This is a genomic window from Neoalteromonas flava, assembly GCF_002807685.1.
In the GTDB taxonomy this organism is placed as follows: Bacteria; Pseudomonadota; Gammaproteobacteria; order Enterobacterales; family Alteromonadaceae; genus Alteromonas_E; species Alteromonas_E flava.
Genome location: NZ_PEAX01000001.1, coordinates 677625 through 694856, shown reverse-complemented (window position 1 = coordinate 694856; position 17232 = coordinate 677625). Strand labels below are relative to the sequence as shown.

19 protein-coding genes are annotated in these 17232 nt (G+C 46.7%); 8 read left to right on the top strand and 11 right to left on the bottom strand.

Features of this window, described 5'->3' with window-relative positions; all coding sequences use genetic code 11:
- Positions 1-45 precede the first annotated feature (45 nt).
- Both CSH92_RS03260 and CSH92_RS03255 read right to left on the bottom strand, forming a co-directional pair.
- Entirely contained in the window at positions 46-1419 is a 1374-nt protein-coding gene (locus CSH92_RS03260; RefSeq protein ID WP_100656155.1) for an AMP-binding protein, read from the bottom strand.
- A gap of 11 nt (positions 1420-1430) precedes the next feature.
- A complete protein-coding gene (locus tag CSH92_RS03255; protein WP_100656154.1) occupies positions 1431-1694 on the bottom strand; it encodes a phosphopantetheine-binding protein in 264 nt (87 codons plus the stop codon).
- A 148-nt stretch (positions 1695-1842) separates the two neighbouring features.
- On the opposite strand from CSH92_RS03255, the gene CSH92_RS03250 reads away from it, so the two are divergent.
- The 7 genes from CSH92_RS03250 to fabG are packed head-to-tail and all read left to right on the top strand — an operon-like array spanning position 1843 to position 8092.
- Positions 1843-2781, top strand: coding sequence for a chorismate transformation FkbO/Hyg5 family protein (locus CSH92_RS03250; protein ID WP_100656153.1), 939 nt, complete (start codon positions 1843-1845; stop codon positions 2779-2781).
- Positions 2782-2806: 25 nt separating this feature from the next.
- Positions 2807-3583, top strand: coding sequence for a lysophospholipid acyltransferase family protein (locus tag CSH92_RS03245; RefSeq protein ID WP_100656152.1), 777 nt, complete (start codon positions 2807-2809; stop codon positions 3581-3583).
- Between the two features lie 42 nt (positions 3584-3625).
- Positions 3626-3880 carry an acyl carrier protein gene (locus CSH92_RS03240; protein WP_100656151.1) on the top strand — a complete coding sequence of 85 codons (255 nt, stop codon included), beginning with the start codon at positions 3626-3628 and terminating at the stop codon, positions 3878-3880.
- Positions 3881-3886: 6 nt separating this feature from the next.
- On the top strand, positions 3887-4312 hold the full coding sequence (locus CSH92_RS03235) for an acyl-CoA thioesterase (protein WP_100656150.1): 426 nt from the start codon (positions 3887-3889) through the stop codon (positions 4310-4312).
- Positions 4302-5033 carry an outer membrane lipoprotein carrier protein LolA gene (locus tag CSH92_RS03230; RefSeq protein WP_100656149.1) on the top strand — a complete coding sequence of 244 codons (732 nt, stop codon included), beginning with the start codon at positions 4302-4304 and terminating at the stop codon, positions 5031-5033. The genes CSH92_RS03235 and CSH92_RS03230 overlap by 11 nt, the downstream gene beginning before the upstream one ends.
- Positions 5034-5037: 4 nt before the next feature.
- Positions 5038-7368 carry an MMPL family transporter gene (locus tag CSH92_RS03225; RefSeq protein ID WP_100656148.1) on the top strand — a complete coding sequence of 777 codons (2331 nt, stop codon included), beginning with the start codon at positions 5038-5040 and terminating at the stop codon, positions 7366-7368.
- On the top strand, positions 7361-8092 hold the full coding sequence (gene fabG / locus CSH92_RS03220; RefSeq protein ID WP_100656147.1) for a 3-oxoacyl-ACP reductase FabG: 732 nt from the start codon (positions 7361-7363) through the stop codon (positions 8090-8092). The genes CSH92_RS03225 and fabG overlap by 8 nt, the downstream gene beginning before the upstream one ends.
- Before the next feature lie 87 nt (positions 8093-8179).
- Here the strand turns inward: fabG and CSH92_RS03215 are convergent, their stop codons facing one another.
- Genes CSH92_RS03215 through CSH92_RS03175 form a run of 9 tightly spaced genes read right to left on the bottom strand, consistent with a single transcriptional unit; the run spans position 8180 to position 16210 of the window.
- Positions 8180-9421 carry a beta-ketoacyl-ACP synthase gene (locus CSH92_RS03215; RefSeq protein ID WP_100656146.1) on the bottom strand — a complete coding sequence of 414 codons (1242 nt, stop codon included), beginning with the start codon at positions 9419-9421 and terminating at the stop codon, positions 8180-8182.
- A complete protein-coding gene (locus tag CSH92_RS03210; protein ID WP_100656145.1) occupies positions 9411-9905 on the bottom strand; it encodes a hotdog family protein in 495 nt (164 codons plus the stop codon). Before CSH92_RS03210 ends, CSH92_RS03215 begins: the two co-directional genes overlap by 11 nt.
- Positions 9905-10921: an LpxL/LpxP family acyltransferase gene (locus tag CSH92_RS03205; RefSeq protein ID WP_100656144.1), complete on the bottom strand. Its 1017-nt coding sequence runs from the start codon at positions 10919-10921 to the stop codon at positions 9905-9907. Before CSH92_RS03205 ends, CSH92_RS03210 begins: the two co-directional genes overlap by 1 nt.
- Positions 10922-10923: 2 nt before the next feature.
- Positions 10924-11667: a glycosyltransferase family 2 protein gene (locus tag CSH92_RS03200; RefSeq protein ID WP_100656143.1), complete on the bottom strand. Its 744-nt coding sequence runs from the start codon at positions 11665-11667 to the stop codon at positions 10924-10926.
- The gene (locus CSH92_RS03195; RefSeq protein ID WP_100656142.1) at positions 11664-12053 is read right to left on the bottom strand and encodes an ApeI family dehydratase; all 390 of its coding nucleotides are present in this window, start codon (positions 12051-12053) and stop codon (positions 11664-11666) included. Before CSH92_RS03195 ends, CSH92_RS03200 begins: the two co-directional genes overlap by 4 nt.
- Complete coding sequence (locus CSH92_RS03190) at positions 12046-12636, bottom strand: septation protein IspZ (protein ID WP_100656141.1); 591 nt, start codon at positions 12634-12636, stop codon at positions 12046-12048. The genes CSH92_RS03195 and CSH92_RS03190 overlap by 8 nt, the downstream gene beginning before the upstream one ends.
- On the bottom strand, positions 12636-14207 hold the full coding sequence (locus CSH92_RS03185; RefSeq protein WP_100656140.1) for an NAD(P)/FAD-dependent oxidoreductase: 1572 nt from the start codon (positions 14205-14207) through the stop codon (positions 12636-12638). Before CSH92_RS03185 ends, CSH92_RS03190 begins: the two co-directional genes overlap by 1 nt.
- A 7-nt stretch (positions 14208-14214) precedes the next feature.
- Entirely contained in the window at positions 14215-15030 is an 816-nt protein-coding gene (locus CSH92_RS03180) for a beta-ketoacyl synthase chain length factor (protein ID WP_100656139.1), read from the bottom strand.
- Position 15031: 1 nt separating this feature from the next.
- Complete coding sequence (locus CSH92_RS03175) at positions 15032-16210, bottom strand: beta-ketoacyl-ACP synthase (RefSeq protein WP_205662117.1); 1179 nt, start codon at positions 16208-16210, stop codon at positions 15032-15034.
- 239 nt (positions 16211-16449) lie between these two features.
- On the opposite strand from CSH92_RS03175, the gene CSH92_RS03170 reads away from it, so the two are divergent.
- Positions 16450-17217 carry a 4'-phosphopantetheinyl transferase family protein gene (locus tag CSH92_RS03170; protein WP_100656138.1) on the top strand — a complete coding sequence of 256 codons (768 nt, stop codon included), beginning with the start codon at positions 16450-16452 and terminating at the stop codon, positions 17215-17217.
- Positions 17218-17232: the final 15 nt, after the last annotated feature.

Below are 17232 nucleotides of genomic sequence, written 5' to 3'. Positions count from 1 at the left end.
TTTAATCACGCTTAGTCGATCTCGACTGAATGGTGGCTAATTCGCTTAACCTCTTAATTGCTCCAACAGCTCGGCCAACTTGGCTTTAACCAATTTACCGTTACTCTCTCGAGGTAGCTCATCCACAACGTAAATTGGGCGAGGTACGAAAGCGCTATCCAGATGGTCGCGTAAATATGCCAGTAACGCCGCCTTCGATGAGGTTGCTTGCAGCGCAACTATGGCGCAAGGGCGGGCAGTTTCGCTGGCACGGTCTGATTTAATGACAATACCATCTTGCAATCCGTCAAACTTCAGTAAGGTCTGATTAATCGCAAACAGAGAGCCGCGCTTGCCTGCAATTTTAATTAAGTCTGACGTTCGGCCACAGAGTTCAAAGTGATCCTCATCGACTGCATTGATTTGGTCTTGTAGCTCAATAGTTTCTGGCAAATGGTCGGCGCTGGCCCAAGTGACTTCACCTTTAGCCGTGAAATCAATGCCATCAAAACGTCGCCAACATGATTCTTTTGCCGTGCGACGAACTGCCATCGAACCCACTTCACTGCAGCCATAAACCTCGCGCAGCTCACAAGTAAAGGTGGACTCAACTTGGTTTGCTAACTCATTGGTCAGCGGCGAGGTAGCGCACAATACTGTACGTAGCTTTATTGCCTCAGGTTTGGCACTAAGCAGTGCGCGCAAATGTACCGGGGTCGACACCAACATTTTCGGCTCGGGTAACTGATGCAATATATCAACGATGTCTTGGGGAAACAGCGGTTGTGCATCGCACAGACAGACGTCGAAAAACATCGGAAGTAATACAGACGTTTCTAGGCCCCACATATGCTGGGCTGGCATGGTAGCCAGCTGAAAAAGGGTCCTATCAATCTCGCCAAGCATGTGTCGAAAGTTGATCGCGCTACTTTCGCGTAGGGTGCGCCAATATTTTAAGTTCGGTTTTGAACGCCCTGTAGACCCTGAGGTAAAGCTAATGCATGCTAGGTGGCTATCTACGATTGTCGGTATTGATGATGCAGCATCATTCATGGCTGCTGCGGTAAGATTGAACTGTAGGGTAGCTACATTCACACTATGTAATGATGAGTCTACTTCTGCACCATCATGGACAACACAACAACCGCCGTAATTATCAGCCAGTTCGCATTGAGTCACTTTGTTCTTATTGGCAGGCAATAAATTGGTTTTGCCCTCAACAATGGTGGCGCAAAACGTCACCACAAAAAGGTAGCGGTTTGCGCACATATTGATGACATGCGGGCTGTCGGGCAATTGGCCTGCGACTAGTGCGACATGGTGCAGAAAGGTTTTTACGTCAACATACCCTGCAGCTAGACCAAAATTGGGGATCGGTCTAGCGAGAAAAGCAAAAGCAGAGTTCAGTTCACGATTAACAAGCGGATATGCAGCGTCCATTCCGGCAAAATTTACTGATGATTTTCCACATATTGGGTCAGGCTGCGAAGCGTAGCAAATGCTTCCCGTGTAGATTCATCTTCGGCTTTTAATTTAACGCCGTACTCTTGTGAAATGGCGACCGCAATTTCCAAAGCATCAATCGAATCAAGCTCTAGACCACCGTCAAAAAGTGGTTCTTCTGGATTGATTTCTTCTGGCTCGATGTCCTCTAAATTAAGGGCATCAACTAAAACATTAGCCATTTTAAGTTCGGCTTCGGTTTGTTGTGTCATTATCGATTAAATCCTACTGCGTCTTTGATTTTAAGCGCGCTAGTATAGTATGATACGGCGTTGAAGCTCAATTTTTTTGTGCCGGTCAGGTTGTGTTCTCAAGCACAACAGCTCTTAACGGATTAGAAGTAAACTCCTACAGTAAAACATGTTAACCCAAATTTTTTCAAATACCCCCACAACTGAATTGTTGGCGAGGGAAGATGTTCTTGCCGTAATGCCGTTGTCGGATCAATGCATACCCTCCGAAACAGGTGTTATCCACTCCGGCATCGCCGATTTGACCGGACAGCAATTGAATGAGGTCTGGACGACTGAGGATACTGTAGAAAGAGGCCATACAGATGGCACTTTTTGGTCTAAGACATCTGACATTATTTGCGTTTCGCGGTGGTTGAGTAAAGCGGACTGTGAGGATATTGAGGCCAACGTTTGTGCGGCGTATTTAGCCATCTTTGAGGTTATGTATGCGCATGGGTTCCCGTTACCTTTTCGATTTTGGAACTACTTACCCAACATCAACAAGGGCGATGGGGATGCGGAGATTTACAAGCGTTTTTGTACCGGGCGTTTGCGCGCCTTCGAATCCCTAGCGATTGCTCCGAATAGCTTTCCATCAGCTTCAGCCCTTGGGCATCATACCGACGGCGCGGTTATTTATGTATTCGCCAGTAAAGCGGAACCAATCCACCTAAAAAACGACAAGCAGGTAAATGCGTATGACTACCCACGTCAGTACGGGATAAGTAGTCCATCATTTACCCGTGCAACCGCCTTAAAACTGCGTGAAACACCCTTTTTGTTTATTTCTGGAACCGCCAGCATCATTGGTCACAAGACAGTTGCAGAGGGTGATCTTGAGCGACAACTTGAAGTAACTGCCAGTAATATAGAGCATCTGCTGCAAACCGCTAACCCCTATGAACGCCAGCTGCGCACATTGAAGGTTTACTTGCGCTATCCGGAGCATAAAGAGCAAACCGAGCAGTGGTTGCAAGCGCGCTATCCGAATGTCGATATGGTATTCACGTTAGCCGATATTTGTCGCCATGATTTGTTAGTTGAAATTGAGTGTTTCTGCCGCTAGCTCGCGAGTCTAACGGCTGACTGTCATGAAGAGATTTTTTAAAAAAGCGTGGCAACTTTTCTGCGCAGCAATCAGTTATTCATTGTTTGGGCTGGGAATTATTGTTGTCGGTTTAGTGTTCCGTGTTTTAGATTGGGCGCCGGGCATCGCCAGTCAGCATAAACAGCGGTGGATCCGGCGTGTTATCCATTGGGGCTGTTTAACCTTTATTCGTTGGCTTAAGCTTTTACGCTTAATTCGTTATACCTTTAATTTGGACCCTATCCAGCCAGTGATGCCGGGCCGGGTAATAATTGCCAATCATCCATCATTGATTGATGTGGTGTTGTTATTTGCTGCTTACAAGGATATTACTTGTATTGTGAAAGGTTCGTTGTGGGATAATTTTTTTACCGGAGCGGTGGTTCGACTCGCAGGCTTTATACCCAATAATACTGAGCACGCGTTAACGTTGGCAGTAGAAAAGCTAGAGCGTGGTGAACACGTGTTGATTTTTCCAGAAGGGACACGCCGTGATAACGCGGATCCGGTATGTTTTAAACGGGGCGCTGCAAACATTGCAGTCAATGCTAAGGTGGACATTTTACCGATATTAATTAAATGTTACCCGAGTGCCTTAAAAAAAGATGACAAGTGGTATAATATTCCCGACGGTGGTCCGACCTTCACGTTGATTTCAGGCGATTTAATCCAGCTCACCCAATGTGTTGATAGCACCACTCCAAGAACACTACAGTATAGACAACTGACCAGTTTTCTAGAGTCTTATTACGATAATTGGTTTAGTGCACAGTCAGGCTAGAGAGAAAACGGGAGCTTATCCCCAACACAGTGAAAGACAAAGATGACAGAGCAAGAACAAAAAATATTAGCTGAAATCAGACGTATCTTAGTGGATTTATTCGAATTAGATGAAGCTGATATTGTTCCAGAAGCAAAATTGTACGAAGACCTGGATATTGACAGTATCGACGCGGTGGATTTGTTAATTGATCTTAAGCAATCGGTTGAGGTTGATATTTCGTCGGAAAAATTCAACGAAGTTCGAACGATCCAAGACGTTATCGACGCTTTTGTTGAATTATCCAATAACCCTTAAGGCTTTATGAAGCGCGTCGCTACCCAGTATGAAATTCCCTTTTTCGATGTTGACTCCTATCGTGTGGTTTGGCATGGGAATTATCCCAAATACATTGAAATTGCGCGGTGTGCTCTATTGGAAGAGGCAGGGTGCCCATACAGTTTGATGGAGGAGAAAGGATTCTTTTTCCCCATCGTTGATCTCCAAATCAAGTATGTAAGGCCACTGCTGTTCAAACAGAAAGTTACCTTTGAGGCGTGGTTTGTGGAGTGGCAAAACCGCTTACGAATTCGCTACGAAATCCGCGATGCTGACACCCGTGAAGTGTTTACTAAAGCGGTGTCTACACAATTCGCTATCGCCATGCCTGATAATATTACTCAATTTGAATCGCCTGCTTTTTTGGTTGAGAAAGTAGAGGCCTGGCTGGAACTTGCTAATGATGCTTAGTTTGTTCGCAAAGATTGTAAAGCGACTAACGATATCGGGTGCGCTTTTTATATTCCTGGGGCAAAGCATCAATGCGACGAGCGCAGAAACCGACAAGTCCACACTTTCGGAACAACAGTTATTAGCCGCGATATTCCCGCCGAGCTGTCATTTTTCAGGCCAATTCCAACAGCAAAAGCGCATTCAAGGTCTCGATTTTCCTCTGGTGTCGACTGGCGACTTCTATTACTCCTGTGACTTTGGGTTAGTGTGGAATACCCAAGCGCCCTTTCAAGATGCCTTGTTGTATGCCAATTCTAGTGCCAGTTATCGCGTTGATGCTCAAGGCGAAATAGAGCCTCTGGCAGGGACTGCTCGCTACATTATGTCGAATGTATTTATCCGTCTGTTAAAAGGTGATACGGCATATTTCGCCGAAGAATTTGATGTGACCAGGGATACAACGACGCAGGCGACCCGGTTAACGCCAATAGGGGAGTTTATGCGTAAGGGCTTACAACAAATTGTGGTCAACCCGTTAGCAGATAATGAGCAAGCTGAAACTCTGCATGTGGTTATTACTGATGTTACCGGACAGGATACGGTGATCAAAATTGGCGATACGGTCAATTATAGCTTTGACAGCAAAAAAGCCGCATACGAGCAATGCCAGCAACTTTATCCAAGCCCTCTAGAATGGTGTCGGGTGTTACGCTCCCGCGATTACTACGAAAGGATGTAAGTGTATGCTTAATTGGATAGGGAGAGCCATTTTTGTTGTTGCCGTTAGCGCTTGTATTTTGTTGTTTACAGTCGGCAACGAACGTATCCGAATCGATACTAATCTGCAAGATTTCAATCCGGTCCATGTGTTTGAACCTGGTGCCCAGTTTGCCGTTGATACTCTAACTCAAGACATTAGTCAGCGCTTTACCCTTGTGCTTAAGGGCACTAATGCAAACACACTGACTCAAGCTAAAGCGGCTCTCGCCGAAAAATTTGCTGCGCAACCTGCATTACAGGTTATTGATAGTAGTGAAATCGCTTCTGCCTATCTCGCGGAACTGATCCCGTTTCAATTCAATTTATTAACCACTGAGCAACAACAACGCTTGCTTAATGCAAATGCTCAGGCGATGGCCATTGAAGCCCAACGCAAGTTGTACCAATTTGGTGATGGGATACGCTTGGTACCTTTTGCCGATGATCCGCTCGGCTGGTTTTCTGATTATTTGTTAAGCAGTATTCAGCAATTTGACAATGCAGCACAGGGAGCCATCGATGACAGCGAAGCGAAGTATAGTGCTTCTACCTTTACTGTATTGATCCGACCTTATCCAGAGTCAATGGCTGAGCAGCAGGTGCTCTACCAGACAATTGTTCAAGCCATCGATGGCGTGGCACAGCAATATGACGTGCAAGTATTACGCTCGGGATTGTTTTTCTTCGCCGTCGATTCAGCGCAATCTGCGCAAGGGGATATTCAGCTGATCGCCATTGGCTCAATCGTTGGCGTAATCGTTTTAATGCTGGTGGTTTTTCGTTCTCTGTTACCATTAACACTGGCGCTTACGTCTATCGCCATCGGGATTGGCTTTGGCATTCTAACCAGTATCTGGGTCTTCGGCTCCATTCATGTATTAACTATTGTCTTTGGTGCTAGCCTAATTGGTATCGTCGTTGACTACTCGTTACATTACTTTTATCACTTTTTGGCGCCAGACAGTGACGCAGCAGCGGTTAGTGCAGAAGCCACTAAAACTAACAGCCTAGGTCGCGCAATGGCGCTAAGTGTAATTACTTCACTGGTCGGTTATGGCGCCTTAACGTTATCGGATTTGTTACTGTTGCAAAAAGTCGCCCTATTTTCCTGTTCAGGATTGGTACTCGCTTGGTTGTCAGTCATGGTATTAGGTCCGCTTGTTACTCGCCGCTCAATAGTGGCGCGTCAAACTGTGCTCGTTCAAGTCATAACGGCCATTCAGCGGTTGTTAGCCCGTAAACCCCAGCGGCTAGCTATAATCGGGTTATTAAGCGCTTTTTTTGGCGCTGTCTACCTTGCAACCGCGAACATTGCGACCAACGACGACCCGCGTCGGTTCTTCCATGTTTCAGCAGAATTGATTGCGCAAGAGCAAGCAGTGGCAGAATTAACTCAAGTGTATGAACCCGGGCGTTATTTTATTGTTGAGGGGCGCTCTGCTGATGATATTTATCAAACGTTGAATGGGTTTTATCAGGTTCTTGATAACCCTTCTGAGCAAATAACGAGTGTGTTGGACTGGTTACCCAGCCCAAGCGAGCAGCAAAACAATTACCGGTTGCAAGAGGTCTTGTATCAAGACGGTGGCGTTTTGGAGACATTCTTTGGTCTGCTTGGTATGCCCCCGCAACAAGCGCAATCAATGCAAGCGGCTTATCGAGAGCACGGCGCTGAGGCTTACTTGGCTTTTCCTGAGCTCAACCAAGCGATCCCCGCTATTCCCCCATTATGGATAGAACATGAGTCGTCTGTTTATAGTTTTGTACTGATTAAAAAGCATGCGGATTTAACCGTGTTGGAAAATACCAGCGCGCAGTTTGCTAACATTCGCTATGTCAGTGGCCTCGATAGTGCGGTTACGGCTTTACAGGCACAGCGTCTGCATGGGGCTAGCTTGTTGGTTGTCGCTTATGGCCTGATCGCTGTTATGTTGGTGCTGTATTATCGCCAGTTATCTGTAATCCTATTACTGTTGATCCCGAGTACCGCGAGTATTATTACGCTTGCGATTTTGATAATCCTTGGGCAAGCGATCACGGTATTTCATGTAATGGCACTGTTTTTGGTGCTTGGTTTGGGGATGGACTACATCATCTTTGCCAAAGAAATGCAGCATAAACGAGCCATTACCCAGCAAGCGATTTTACTATCAGCACTCACCAGTTTGCTTTCTTTTGGTTTGTTAGCCTTTAGCTCAATGCCGATAGTGCAGGCGTTTGGCAGTACCATTCTGATTGCTAACAGTATTAATTTTATTGCTGCTATTTGTTTATTTAATCAACCTGCTATTCAAGGAGAAGCTTCTGATGTCTGAGCTCAAGCGCGTTTTAGTCACTGGTGCTAGTGGTGGAATTGGTAAAGCAACAGCGGCAAAGTTGGCCGCAGAAGGGTTTGCTATTGCTGTGCACTATCGCAATGGTGCAGATGCAGCGAATGCGTTAGTGGCTGGGATTCAAGCCGCAGGTGGAAGTGCTCACAGCATTCAATTTGACGTGAGTGATTGCGCAGCAACGAAGGCCGCTATTGAGCAGGATATTGCTGAGCATGGTGCGTACTATGGCGTGGTCTGTAACGCAGGGATCACCAAAGACAACGCATTTCCTGCGATGAGTGAAGGCGAATGGAAGCAGGTGGTGCACACCAACCTAGATGGTTTCTACAATGTATTGCACCCTACCATTATGCCTATGATCCGATTACGTAAAGGCGGTCGCATCGTTACCTTATCGTCAGTTTCTGGTTTGGTGGGGAATCGCGGTCAAACCAATTACAGTGCTTCTAAGGCTGGGATTATCGGTGCGACTAAAGCACTGGCGATAGAGTTGGGCAAACGCAAAATTACCGTCAATTGCGTCGCTCCTGGTGTCATCGAAACCGGCATGATAGAGGGTGTGGTTGCGGATGAAGCAAAGAAAATGATCCCACTCGGCGAATTTGGTCATGTGGAAGATGTCGCCAATACGATTGCCTTTCTCATGTCTGATGGCGCGAAATACATTACCCGTCAAGTGATCAGTGTCAACGGTGGTATGTGTTAACTAGACGTTGCTGCCATATATTTCACTGAGTTACTGCGTGATATTTTGAGCGAACAGAAAAGAAGGGCAACGGTGCCCTTCTTTTAGTTATGCAGTAAAGCGTTTAAAGATCAGTGAGGTGTTAACGCCACCGAAGGCTAGATTGTTGCTCATAAAGTAGTCTGTCTGGATCTCGCGGCACTCATGTTGGATATAATCCAACGGTGCACAACGCGGATCGACATTATCCAAATTGAGGGTAGGGGCGAACCATCCTTCATTCATCATTTTAATGCCGACCCAAGCCTCGAAGGCGCCGCAGGCCCCCAGCGTGTGCCCAGTATAACTTTTCATCGAACTCACCGGCTTAGTACCGAGCACTTCAAAGGTCGCCTGACTCTCAGAGATATCCCCATGTGCGGTCGCCGTACCATGGGCTGACACATAACCGATATCGTCGGCACTCAGATCAGCATCGTTGAGTGCGTCAGACATGACTTGTTTAACGGTATCTAAATTAGGCTTAACCAGATGCGCACCGTCGGTATTAGTGCCGTAACCGACCACTTCAGCAAGGATTGTCGCACCGCGTGCTTGAGCGTGCTCCAGAGATTCTAAAATCAGTGTACAGGCGCCTTCACCGAGTACCAAACCATCGCGATCACGGTCAAAGGGGCGCGGCGTAGCTTCTGGTGTATCGTTTTTCTTACTCGCCGCAAATAGGGTGTCAAACACTGCCGCTTGCGATGGACACAACTCTTCGGCACCGCCTGCAATCATGATATCTTGCATGCCATATCGAATGGCTTCATAGGAATAACCGATACCCTGACTACCCGCGGTACAGGCGGTTGAGGTAGTGTACATTCGGCCTTGAGTACCAAAATACACACTGATGTTGACCGCAGCAGTGTGCGCCATCATGCGTAAATAAGTGCTACTGTTGATCCGTGAGGTAGATAAGCTCTCGAGCATGGGGACGAATTCGAGTGCCGCGGCACTGCTGCCTGTTGCTGAACCGTACGCAATACCTGTAGCCGCCGATTTGATTTTCGGGTCGTCAAGAAGATTAGCATCAGCTAATGCCCGCTCGGTGGCAAGCACTCCAAACTGAGCGACTCGGCCCATGCTGCGTTTTTTCTTTTTGGTGTAATGCTCAGGCAATTCAAAATCATGAATAGGGGCGGCAAGATAAGTCCCAAGGCCGTTATACTTTTGCCAATCCTCCATAAAGCAAACGCCAGATTTGCCACTCTGAACTGCTCGTTTAACCGAATCCCAATCGTTGCCAAGCGAAGATACAACCCCTACGCCTGTGATAACCACTCGTTTATAATTATTATTTTTCATTATCCGCTCCTTCTGGGATGGTTTTTCGAAACACCGATAAGCTGGCTTTGGCCAGTGGTTCAGCAGCTTCCTGCTGCGCTGCATTATTCTCAATCACACAATCAAACTTTGCAAAGCCGTCTGCTACGACGGCATTTTCTTTGGCAATAACCTTTAACACGGTACCCGGGGCAAAGTATTCACACGTCGCAGAAAAGCTCCGTGTACCGAGCAGAAAACCTAGGTGAGGAGGTAACAACCCATGTTTTAAGCGATAGCCTGCTATAAGGGCTGCAGTTTGCCCCATATATTCAATCCCGATCCACGTCGGAACGCCCTTGCCAGGTTCGAAGAAAGGGGTCTCCTCGTCAATCACCACTAACGCTTCCGAATGACTCTTATCGAGGTGAGTCATGTGATTGATCAACAACATGGGCTGACGGTGGGGGATAAGGGTTAAAATTTCTGGATCAAACCTTTCATCCATTGGGGCGTTTTCTCTCATTATGGGGTCTTCTGGGGATCGCTCTGAGACTCAACCGCCATTGCTTCAGAGTGCCAGAAATCATAAAAATTAAACCATTGATACGGGGCAACGCTAGAATGCTGCTGCAATTTATCGGCAAACAATTGTGCATACTGCGTAATGTCCTGCACCTTATGTTTGCGTGATAAGGTTAGACGGTCACAAACGGCGGTAACATCAAAGCGTATTTTTTGCTCATTGTTTGGTTCGCGATAGGCGAACATAAATTTCACTGGGCACGCAAGGGCTTTGGCTAGCATATAAGGGCCGATAGGCAGAGGCGCCGGCTGACCCAAAAAATTGACTGAAACGGTGCGTTCAAGACCGGTCAGCGGAATACGGTCACCCGCGATAAATACCCATTCACCACGCTCGACTTTTTCTTTAAATGTCATGATAGTTGTGACATCAAACTCATCCACTTGATACACATTCAAGCGTGAATCTGCACTTTCTTTCTGCATCATTTTGACAAAGTTGCCGGCATGCTTGTCGTACAAAAGGACGTTAATGACTTTGCTCTTATAGCGCTGCATAAAGCCGCGGCAAAATTCCAAATTACCAAAATGCGAGCCTACAATGAGTTGTCCGCGGGGATCAGCCAGTAAGGACTCAATCAAGTCAGGATCAGTGAGGATAAAATCGTTTTCGTCGATGTCGACTAACCAACCTAACAGTTTGTCTAAAATTACTTCGGCGAAACTTTTAAAATGCAGTAACACATGGAAGTAGTTTGGCTGGCGCCGCCAAACGCTTGGGTTGACGCGGTAATGGCTCCGTAAAAACTGTAAGGAAGCGTGGCGTTGCTCACGTCGAAACAACACAAAATACAATGCTACTGGATACATAATAAGCGAAAACACGCGCCGCCCAAATAAGCGATACATCCAGTACACTATGCGCATGCCAAATAAAGTGCCGGCTTCATGAATATCTGACCAATGCTCAGTCTGATCCTGCTCGTTATCGAGCGCTTTGGTATGACCCTGCTGCATGACTATGAGGTGACCGCTTTAAAACGCTGATAGAGTAACTTAGGCAACCGGATCAACATGCCCGCGATAAGCCGCACGTGTAAGCGGATCATCTGCAGATTATCGCGCAAATAATTAAAATGCGAGACAGGGTCTGCATGATAGATGACTTTAGTCGGGATAAAATGCATATCAATGTTAGCCCACGCTGCCTTAACCAATATTTCCGGATCAAAGTCCATACGCGGACCAATGTAGTAATTGTCAATAACCGTTTCCATGGCTTGCAGCGGATAAATGCGAAAGCCGCACAAGCCGTCTTTGATCTGGAACGACAGGGATTCGAATGCCACCCAAAAATCCGTCACTTTACGGCCATAAACTCGCACTTTAGGCGCTGACTCATCAAAGAAAGGACGACCACATACAATCGTGTGTGGATGTACTTTTGCATAATCTAACAGTTGCGTTGCATCATCTATGTTGTGCTGGCCATCGGCGTCGAGCTGTAACACGTGACTAAACCCCATGGCCCGAGCGTGGTAACACGCCGTTATAACGGCCGCACCTTTGCCACGATTAGTGTGGTGCTGGAACAGATGCACCTGTGGATATGCCGCCAATAGGTCGCTTAAACGTGCTTGTGTGTCTGGATCACTGCCGTCATCAACAACGATACAGGGAAGATCAAGCGTTAGCAGTTTGGGCAAAAAGCGCGCAAACAACTGGTCATGTTTGTAGTGGGGTATAATGATACAGCAGTTCATGAGTTGTGAAATTTTACACTCCCAGTAGAAAAGGATTCGGTCGTGTTGAAGTAATGAAAGCTCACACTACCTTTCGCTGGAGCGAAGGCTAACTCCAGGGTTAATGCGGTATCAGGCATAACCACGGATTTAAACTTCAAATTGGTGACCTGTGAAAATTTCCCCGAATAAGGGAACACGGCTTTTGCCAATTTAATCGCCCAATCTATTTGTACCACGCCGGGCAGTACGGGTTGCTCGGGGAAGTGACCTGCAAACCATTTCGTCGTGTTGGGAACATAGAGGTTAATCTGTACCGCTGAGTCGTCACCCTCGACCGCGAGAATGTCAGGTCCATGATCCTGCTCGAATAGCTCCGTCAATGCTGTGTGCTGTGTATTAATCATCAATTATGTTGTGCTTCTTTTTATAGTGTCGTCGGTATAGCAGTTCGCTAAGCGCAAAAATAGCCATCACGGCGTAGGCAATAAAACCGTTGTATAGCGCCCAGGTCGACAAGTCAGTATACCATGCTGTATAGGCAGAAATCGCCCCGTTTAAAAACAATAATAAACTCCACAGCAAAGTTAGTGTTCGCAAGTAACCGGTAGCAGCAGGAGGTGGTGTTTTGCCGCTGAGCTTGGCAAAACGCGCGATTAAACACTCGTCGCCGTACAGTGAGGTAAGGAATAATAAGCCAATGCCCACATTCATTAAAACCGGGTAGAAGCGCAGGAGGGATTCACTGTTAAGCCAAATAGCGCAAGCACAAAAAACACTCATTACCGTTAGCATTGCGATATCACTTTTCTGCGGCTTTTTATTCAGCACTACAAAACGGATAACTATTAGCAACAATAGCAGCCCCGCAAAGGCCGCGGGACTCAGAATGTCAATGTAGGAATAGATCAAAAACGGGTAACTGATGACTACCGTTGCAAGCAAAAATCCAACTACAAGGCTGCGTATGCCAGGACGTTGATACTGCATCAAGCTAGTACGCTAGTGCGATAATTACCCAACCACATACGTTCTTTGGCTTTAATTTCTCTATCCGGCTCATCAGCCAGCATTTCAGCAAAATAGGGTACGATTTCTTCCATCATTACCAGGTTTTCTGTCAACGCCGCTTCAACATCAATATTCGGTTGCTTAAGGGTTTCGTTCAATTGCTTGAGGCAAGGAACCAAATATTGGTCCATGAAAACCCCTTTTGCTGGCATGACTAAACGCTTTTGTGCCCGTTCATTCATCAACATCTGCATTTTGGCATTTAACTTCTGCGCACGCATTAGATTGGGGTTTAGCTTACGCATAAGTTCGATGTCTGTGATGGCGTTAGTAAAGAACAGAAGCGTCAATACGCCCCAATAGTAGGTGTAATCCCAGACTAACTTAATCGACATCATACGACGATCGCCAAACCCACCGTACTGACCTTTATAGAGTGACAAGGTGTTGTCGTAAAATGAGCGATAAAATTTTTGATAGAGAATGCTGGTTAGGGTGATGTCTTCACCCTTTAAGTCACAGTCTATGAGTTTACTAATGAAGGTATTACTCAGAGCAATAAAATCACTGCCAGGTGAATAAAACGGATCAGCAAATGCGCCGGCCTCGCCCGTTAGAGCCCAGCCTTCATGGGAAAACACTTGCTTGCAGCCGTAGGAGTAATTATTAATAACTTTAAAATCGAGTAGCTCTGCATCAGCCAACGCCGCTGCGCATTTGGGATGCTCTTGCTGCAACCATGCCAATGTATCCGCGTACGTTTGAATATTACTGTCGGCTAATGCTTGGTCATCCATTACGACACCGAAGCTCGTCGCACCTGAACCTAATGGAATAATCCAAATCCAGTAACCCTTGCCCATTAGATGGTTTGTGCTTAGCCAGCGGGTTCCCTTGTCATTCAAACGATCTTGCCAATCGCTGGCCTCTGACCATTCATCGATGACAATTTTCTTATCGACTCGAAAGAAAACCGCATTACCTTCATGGCCATTATCTTGCGCTAGATTGAGCTGGCTTTTTAGGAGTCCCTGTCGGCCTGCAGCATCAATGACCCAGCGGCCTTGAATAGTATAGGTTTGGTCACCACGCTCACAGGTTACCTGATGATCATTTTGACCCAGTGAGATATTACGTGGAGTAGCGCCATCGAGAAAGGTAATGCCTTTTTCGGTCAATAACTGATAAAGATGATTCTCCAGTACACCACGTTCGATTTGATAGGTGGGAATACCAAACAGCTCACTCACACCGAGTTCATCATATTGACTGTAGTCACCCTCGACATTGCCGAAAAAGCAGCGTAAACCATGCTTGCGTAAGTGATGTTGATCAAAATGGTCTTTCAGACCCAGCACGTCAGTTAGATAGTGTGAGCCAATTTCTACGGTCGACTCCCCAACTTTGGCAATGGTGTCGTGTACCGGGAATGTATTCTTTTCGATAATGACGATCTTAGCCTTTGGCTGTGCCTGCAATACTTGTAAGGCTAGCGTCATGCCCGCAAGTCCACCACCCGCGATAATGATATCAGTCTTAATACTTTGCATAAGGCACCTACTTAATCTGGATCGACAATGTGGTCGAGTCACTCAACGGCATAGTTAAGCAACCATCGAATAAAGATGGATTATTGAGTAATTCAGCCAAACATAACACCCGAGCCGTCGGGTTAGACTGATAAAGTGAATGCAAATATTCATTATCCACTTTTAACGAGGGCCAATCAGCGCGCTGTGTTGTTTCGACTCGTGCTGTCACAATCTGACCAGGAGTTGGGCTGCTCGTTGGGTATAGCACTAAGGAAAATGCAAAGGCTTCTTGATTGTGCAATAACGGTTGTAACACTTGAGAAACCGGTGCATCGTAGAACGTCACAAGGATAGGCACATTCTCCGACTGACACTGCACCATGGCCTCAAACAAGGCCAGTGAAACTGATTCCTGATAGCCCGCAATAGAGTTCGCTGCACTCATGGTTTCCGTGCTAATTGTCCAGTAGCCGGCGGCAGCATTATGCACTGAGTTATGAAACTTGGTGGGTGATAATTCCTTGTTGTCAGACGCCAAGACTTTACACATGTAGTCGGTAAGGTCGGTATCGCCCAAGCCAGAAACAAACACACAGGTTAAGGTCTTAGGGTCAATCTGTTGGTTTAAGGTCGCTTGCATGGAACTTTCTATCGCCAATTTTACCGGCAGTGGAGCGCGACGTCTCTCGTTGGCAGGAATTATCCCTGGCTTTGGACTTTTTTGCTTGTCTTCAGGCATGGGGCTGCCGTTTAACAGCGCTTGTAGTGCTGTCCAATCTTCAAAAAAGCCATTCCATGTGCCAATGCTCGCGACTTTGCATGTAAGTTGATTTGCCTGCATGTTATACCACCCGACTAAAAAGCAACGTACAGTTGTTACCACCGAAGCCAAACGAATTGGTCATCACGTGATTACACTTACGTGTTTGGTTAGTAGGCTGAATCGAAAAATCCAGAGCCTCGTCAAGTGTCTCCAGGTTCATTGAACCGGGCAGTAAATCAGTAAGCAACGTATCCATAGTGATAATCGCTTCTGTGATCCCTGCGGCGCCAAGGGTGTGCCCCATCCATGCTTTGGTTGAAGAGCATTGGGTTGACCGTGGGAACAAGTCGGCGACTAAACCACCTTCAATGGTGTCGTTTGCGCGACTCGAAGTGCCATGGAGATTGATGTAGTCAATCACGCTGGGATCCAAGTCGGCACGCTTTAGCGCTTGCGTCATTGATATGCGCGCACCGAGTCCTTCTGGGTGAGGATGCGACATGTGATGAGCATCCGAGCTTTCACCATAGCCAGCTAGCTTGATCCCTAGGGCGTTATCATTTTCACCTTTACGCTGCAAAATTGCATAACCCGATGCCTCACCAAGATTAATCCCATCTCGATGCTGATCGAAAGGTTTACAGGGATTTGCAGATAATAATTGCAACGAATTAAAGCCATGCAATACGCTCAAACACAAGGTGTCTACACCGCCAACCAGAACTGCGTCAACAATATTGTGTTCAAGCCAACGCGCTGCGGTAACAAATACCTTGGCAGAGGAGGAGCATGCGGTATTGATGGTTAGCGCAGGCCCTTTGATTCCGGTGTAATGCGCAACAAACAGACTTGGCGCATGTGGATTATGCACCAAGGGTTGGCGAAAATCTGAACTTAACTCACCATTGTCGTCCAGTTGGGTGTAGGCCGTTTCGGTGCGATCAATACTGGATGTGCTTGATCCCATGACAATACCAATACGTGCTGGACCATAGCGCTGAGTTAGACTAGCAAGAGTTGTTTTGAGCGAGCCCTGTTCAAGCCCTAGTGCAGCTAACGCATTATTGCGACTCTGCCATGCGCCTAAACCATTCACGTGGTCAACGTCTGCGACTTTTCCGATCCAGGTATCAATATCTGATCCGGGGATACAATTCTTGACCAATCCGCTCTGATAAGAGCGTAACGCATCGCGTAGCGCGGACATATTATTTCCCGCAGCTGAGCACGAGTCGTAATCAATAATTTCAATTTCCATTATTGCTAACAACATTCCCAAAAAATTATTGCGAAGAGTAAGTGAAACGCCCATTAGAATCAATGTTTGCAGGCGATAATGGAGTACGAAAAAAGCGAGTAATTCAGCCAGTTTGGATTAAGCAAAACTGATGTTGTGCACACTGTGGCAACAAATCAACAACCTAGCCCTATTCAATTGAAGTAATGGCACCGGGAATGGTGTTATCATAAACGCTTGAAAACAGAGCGATAGCGTGGATGCAACCTGAATTAATCTGGCCAAACATTAATGCAAAATTGCAAGCCAATGAAATCAAGGTTTGGCTTTTTGAATCGCCAGTAACAATCGACCCTGCGTGTTTACTTGGCTGTCGTTCTTTACTAACGCCCGCTGAGCAAGCATACGCGGATCAGAAAGCCGGCCAAGCACAGCAGAATTGCGTGGTAAAGCAGGCGTTTTTGCGCCATATATTGGCGCAGTATCATTCCGGTTGTGCACCAACCGCACTTAGCTTCTCCCACAATCAACATGGCAAGCCCTTTATCAATAGTCCGAGCACGGCATTGCGTTTTAACCTGTCGCACTCTGGGCAATGGAATGCGGTCGCAGTTTGTTTAATGCGCAATATCGGGGTGGATGTAGAAGTAATAAAACCGGCGCGCCGAGTTAAACAGATCGCACAAGATTATTTTCATCCCCAAGAGAGGGATTATCTAGCGACATTAAATGACGCCGACGTTCCCCGCCAATTTTATTCACTATGGACATTGAAAGAGGCACTGGTAAAAGCAGCCGGTGTTGGCATGTCACAGCCGTTTAATCAATTTAGTGTGGTAGCAAAGCCAACTGACGGGGCAAATACGTGGCAGCTTTGCACTTCAGCATCATTGTGCAGCACATCTTGGGCTGTACAGCACTTTGGGGTGAATGAGGGCGTCAGCCTGGCGATCGCTGTAGAAGACTCGCTGGCAGATACTCTGGAGATAACAGTCGATACATTAGCGCTCACCAATGGAGCCTTGTGAATCTGGCATTATGCG